The sequence below is a fragment of the Acinetobacter sp. YH12218 genome (assembly GCF_013417925.1).
Classification (GTDB): Bacteria; Pseudomonadota; Gammaproteobacteria; order Pseudomonadales; family Moraxellaceae; genus Acinetobacter; species Acinetobacter amyesii.
In genome coordinates this window covers 1-5,242 of the sequence record NZ_VPDB01000115.1, presented here as the reverse complement: position 1 = coordinate 5,242, position 5,242 = coordinate 1, and the positions used below count along the sequence as shown (strand labels likewise).

Below are 5,242 nucleotides of genomic sequence, written 5' to 3'. Positions count from 1 at the left end.
ACTGTCACTAAAAAACGTACAGTAAAAGCTGAAACACCCCCAGAGCACCCCCTAGAACACCCACCAGAGCAACCCAAAAAAATTAAGGCTATAGATATATATAGAGCAATTTCAGACCCAAACGTTTTACCTCGTTTTTTGCAGTTTGGTGAAACTAGTGAGGATCTGATTAATCGCATTAAAGCTGATATCAAAGATGATAAAACTCAATACTGGCTCGACAAGCTACAAGACTTAAACATAGAGATTGATGCCTAATTTCAATAACCTCGCTTGCCCTGGGCAAGCGAAAGGATATTGAAATTCGTCATCGTTTAGTTCTTAAAAGGCTTTATAATCAAAATGATATCTGAAAAATATATAACAAAATTTGAAAAAGAAATTCTGCTTCAACAAAAAATTGAGCAGCTCGAAACAGAGCTTAAAGAATTTTCTGATCTTCAAAAAAAAGCATATAGCCCACGGCTTCAAAAAAGCATTGCAGGCTTAGAAAACAGGATTCTGAGAGCAAAAAAACTGCTGTACAACAACTGATTCAACTGTCATTTACGTTTATCATTTTCGATATCTTGAGCCATATTTCTTATTTTTTCTATTATTTCTGAGTGATTATTTTTAATAGAATTTCTTACATTTTTAGCTTTATTTTCATCATCATTCGTTACGTCTGACAAGTAGTTGCAAACAATAAAATCTTCAAGCAAATGATGCAAAATCGCTTCTTCTGTATCTTGGGGACCAAACAGATAATTGTCTTTTAAAAATTGGCTATATTTAAGAACAACACCGCCCAAGAAGTATTTACGACGTTCATTCTCTTTTCTGCGCTTTTGTCCTTCTGTCTGCTGTTCTTGAGTCTTTTTAATCGCTTCTTGTCGTTTCTGGCTTTCTGCACGTTCAATTTCAGACTTAGCGATTTTTTCAAGTTTTGCGTATGTCGTCAGTGCTTTTTGACAATTAAAAAAACCGTCCCGATCTTTCCAGTCATAACCGAGAATCTCTTTTTCTAAGCTTGTAAGTGGGATAGTCGTAGTCGCTTTATGTTGAATAATTTTGTACAACTCAGCATTTTTTCTATAAACAATTCGTTGACGTTCTACAATTTTCACTAACGTCAGCAGTTCATCATCAGCATAAATATCATCAATTCCAAGCATTCTAGAGTTGTCTATATCACAGAGTTTTTGCTGTGCTTTAGTTCGAAAATTTTTATTTCTTGCCGAACGAATTACTCTACTTAGCTCAGAATCATCAAATGTTTTTGCCGGCCGTCCACGAGTCACCATAAAAACCCACACGAGTAAAAAATATAGTTTTCTCATCATACATTGTCACGCTACAAAAATTAAACTAAATTACGTGAGTAATTTATTTAATGTTTTGCTCGTCTACGTGTTTCTAATTCAAATTAATTACTACGCAATTAATTTGAATTAGAAACTCTCCTTCTCGCACTGCGTGGCAAAAGCAAAACCGGCACAAAAATGGGGTATAAGAAAATGTACTATTTCGACTACGCATACACAGGGAAAGGCACAACAAAAGTCAAAACCAAAGCCGGCACAAAAGTCAAAAAAGCGGCATCGTGCAAAAACCGTTTTCACTACATCACACGCACAGCACACTATAAAAACCACAAAGACAATCTTCACGAAAAAGTTGAGTTTGTGAAATCTGGCAACATGCCCAGCTTTGCTGAAAATCGCCCAGATATATTCTGGGAAGCTGCTCATAATTACGAACGAAAAAATGCGCGCACTGCTGCAAGCCAAGTTATTGCGCTACCAAAAGAACTATCTGTTCAGCAACGAATCGAACTTGCAGAAGCATTCATTAAACAATTCACTGATGAGTTTAACTTTCCATATACCGCAGCAATTCATAATCATGCAGGCGAGATCGGCGACCAAGACCAACCCCACTTGCACATCATGTATTGCGAGCGTTCAGTTGATGAACATAACAGAACTGCTGAACAGTTTTTCAGTCGCTACAATGATGCAGAACCAGAAAAAGGCGGAGCGCAAAAAATTACTCCAGACGTTCGCGGCAAAGGCAAAACGATCATTAATGAAATGCGTGTCGATACAGAAGTTATTATTAATGAGCATCTGGAGAAATACGCACCGACCAAAATAGTAAAAATAAAGGGCATTGATGTTGAGGTGCCAAATGTTGTGTCATGCCTGCATCATGAAGATTACAACCGCATTCACGGCACAAACTTAAAGCCAGTGCCAATGATTCCAAAATCTTTGTTACGTCTTGACCCTGACCTGACGTTTAAGGACAAAGATAAAAATACTGCATATCAAGCGAAGCTTGCAGAGCGTGAGCGAGCGATCAATGAAGTCAATGACTTGCGTGAATACAACAACTATCAACTATACGAACATTATTATTTAGAAGCTAAAGCTCGACTTGCAGCAGATCAAAGCGCATCAAGAGCAGAAATCATTCGTACAGCTAGTGAATCACAGCGATGTAGCGCATTAGAAGCATGCAAACACTTCCAAGAATTACCCCCAACGCCTTTAATCGCAAGGGTTTTAGAGCTATCAGCTATTGAAGATAAACCGCAACATAATATTCGAGAGTACATTGAAGCAATAAAGCAAAAACAATATGCAATTATTGATGTACTCAAAAACGAAGCAAATGAGCCAATAATTCAGGCAAGTATTATAGCCCTTTCAAACGACCTAAAAACATATCAAATATTTGAAAATAAAGGATATATTAGAGATCAACATGAGAGGAATCTACTCAGGTTAGATCGGGAATTTGTGCAAAACTGGCTTGATGATCTAGCTACATGCAATAGCAACGACTTGCTAAATCGACAAGAAAGCACTGTTAAAAATCAGCAAGAAAATAGCAAAAATAATCGTGAAATTGACAAAGAAATTGACAACTCACCACGCCCAGATTTTTAGTATAAAAATAAAGCCCCAATTTTTGGGGCTTTATCAAATCAAGTACATCATCCTTTACTTTCAATATACTTCTTTAATCTACTGTTTTTAACAGCATATAAACGCTTATATTCTTTATCAATCAAACGTGTCAAAACGTCTTTTTGACTCCCCCCTGCTGCGCCGACAATATCTGCTAATTGATCAGCTACAGACTTATCTAAATATACGTCTAATCGTTGACTAGCATCACTTTTACGTCTTTCACGATACGCCCGTTGTCGCTCCGAATTCGACAGCGGGGCAGGCTTCAGCATGTCGATCGTCTTTTTATCATTCGCGTCTTTCATTGCATAATTCCAATTTTATTATTCAACCATCAAAGCATAGCATGAATTTACGTTACACGGTAATTAAATACAAATGCAGATTTATAAAAATATCGTTACCCGATAACTATATTGTTACCTGTAACACTTAATAGTTACCCTGTAACTTTTGATAGTTACCGTATAACATTTAAATTATGATTTTTTTTATAAAAATATTACCGTGTAACAAGAAAATCGCAACTTCAAAAAATCGCAACTTCAAAAAATCGCACAAAATGCGCTGTATTCAACGAAACAGATGACAGGCATACAAACGTACTGCGACACATCAAAAGTCGCTTAAAACGCAAATCAGCGCAAAATAGAGCTATATTTATGATCAATTTGAGATACTAAAATTAGAAACAATGTGAAAATTCAAATTATTTATTAATCTTAAAGTTTAAAAAATACGTGCAATGTTAAAAATATCTAAACAATAACAGCAATTTACAGAGCGAGTGTCCACGAGCGAACTGTCAAAATCAAAATTCTCGCAATGCCTTTTCACTGATTACAAGCTCCCTTTCGCGTCTAAGCGAGAGTTACAGAGCGTCACGAAGTGCGCGAATTGATGCAGTTTGCATCTAGATCGAGCGAAGCGAGCATAAAGCTTCTGAGCGAAGCGAAGTCATATCTGCTTTTGCTTTTGGCACTCACGCTCACTAGTTGCAAAAATCGCCCCTCAGACTGAGCGAAGCGAAGTCACAACGTCCGAGCGAAGCGAGGGCATAGGGCGATTTTCTTTTTCTATTTTTAATCTTTTTAAAAGCTTTATAAAAGCTTTAAAGAGCTTTTAAAAGCTTTAAAAAAGCTTTACAGGGTGCCTGAAACCATTATGAATAAAGGCTTTCAGATGCTTAAGTGGGGGTGCGTTGCAGACAAAACAGGTTTAAGTGGGGGTGCGTTGCAGACAAAACAGGTTTAAGTGGGGGTGCGTTGCAGACTTAAGTGGGGGTGCGTTGCAGACAAAGTGGGGGTGCGTTGCAGACAAGGGGGGTGGCGTTGCAGACAACTATTGACTTGATAAGTGGGGGAGAATATATTGAACCAAACCCACACTTAAAAAGATAAAAATTGTGACAAAAACTTCTAAAACCACAAAAATACTGGACTTCTCTGAAGAGGATAAAGAGTTGTATCCATTGCAATCTTCTGTTGCAAAGTACCCAAAACACCTAGCTGTTCTGCAAAATGCTTTCTGGCAATTGCAGCATGAACGTCCACCAAAAGACGATCTACTCAAACTCTTAATGTATTTTAGCCCTAAAGTTCGACTTATTAACGATCAGCCCAATGAACGAACTACGTTTTCAATATCTGCTAGAGAATATGCTGAATTAACTGGATTGAGCATAAAAGGGGCATATTCGGCTTTAGATCGTGTTGTTGATGCCCTTTATAATCATAGTGTTATTTTTGATAGCCCAGATCGAGGCCGAGTTAGAACTCGATTAGTCACGACATCAGCTTATAAGGATGGCAATTTTACAGTTAGCTTTACTCATTATGCTTTGTACATCATGTACGTATTCAACAAAGATAATCCTTTCACTCAACTACAAATTAAATCTATTAGTGGCTTACACGGTCACGGTTTACGCTTATATCCGTTTTTAAGTCAGAATGAATATCGCTTCAATTTCGACATTGATCTAAAAGACTTAAAACGTGCTTTGGATCTCTCAGAAGATTCATACCCCGAATATCGAGACTTCAAGAGTTCAATATTGAAGCCGCACATTGATTTAATTAATGAAAAAACTGAGCTATCCGTTCAATTTAAAGCAGTGAAGAAAGAAGGTCGTAAAGCAAGCCATGTCAATTTTACTGTCACTAAAAAACGTACAGTAAAAGCTGAAACACCCCCAGAGCACCCCCTAGAACACCCACCAGAGCAACCCAAAAAAATTAAGGCTATAGATATATATAGAGCAATTTCAGACCCAAACGTTT

6 protein-coding genes are annotated in these 5,242 nt (G+C 37.4%); 4 read left to right on the top strand and 2 right to left on the bottom strand.

Features of this window, described 5'->3' with window-relative positions:
• Nucleotides 1-258: hypothetical protein (locus FTV03_RS16880; RefSeq protein WP_180042319.1), on the top strand; the 258-nt coding region annotated here is incomplete at its 5' end.
• Between the two features lie 84 nt (nucleotides 259-342).
• Nucleotides 343-534, top strand: coding sequence for a hypothetical protein (locus tag FTV03_RS16875; protein WP_180042317.1), 192 nt, complete (start codon nucleotides 343-345; stop codon nucleotides 532-534).
• 8 nt (nucleotides 535-542) lie between these two features.
• Here the strand turns inward: FTV03_RS16875 and FTV03_RS16870 are convergent, their stop codons facing one another.
• Nucleotides 543-1,286, bottom strand: coding sequence for a hypothetical protein (locus tag FTV03_RS16870; RefSeq protein ID WP_180042315.1), 744 nt, complete (start codon nucleotides 1,284-1,286; stop codon nucleotides 543-545).
• Between the two features lie 213 nt (nucleotides 1,287-1,499).
• On the opposite strand from FTV03_RS16870, the gene FTV03_RS16865 reads away from it, so the two are divergent.
• On the top strand, nucleotides 1,500-2,936 hold the full coding sequence (locus tag FTV03_RS16865) for a MobA/MobL family protein (RefSeq protein WP_180042313.1): 1,437 nt from the start codon (nucleotides 1,500-1,502) through the stop codon (nucleotides 2,934-2,936).
• Between the two features lie 47 nt (nucleotides 2,937-2,983).
• Here FTV03_RS16865 and FTV03_RS16860 read toward each other — a convergent pair whose 3' ends face one another.
• Nucleotides 2,984-3,265 (bottom strand): RepB family protein, encoded by a 282-nt coding sequence (locus FTV03_RS16860; RefSeq protein ID WP_130169017.1) that lies wholly within the window; start codon nucleotides 3,263-3,265, stop codon nucleotides 2,984-2,986.
• A 1,100-nt stretch (nucleotides 3,266-4,365) separates the two neighbouring features.
• Between FTV03_RS16860 and FTV03_RS16855 the strand changes: the two genes are divergently transcribed.
• Nucleotides 4,366-5,242 (top strand): replication initiation protein (locus tag FTV03_RS16855; RefSeq protein ID WP_180042312.1); only part of this gene is annotated, 877 nt, incomplete at its 3' end.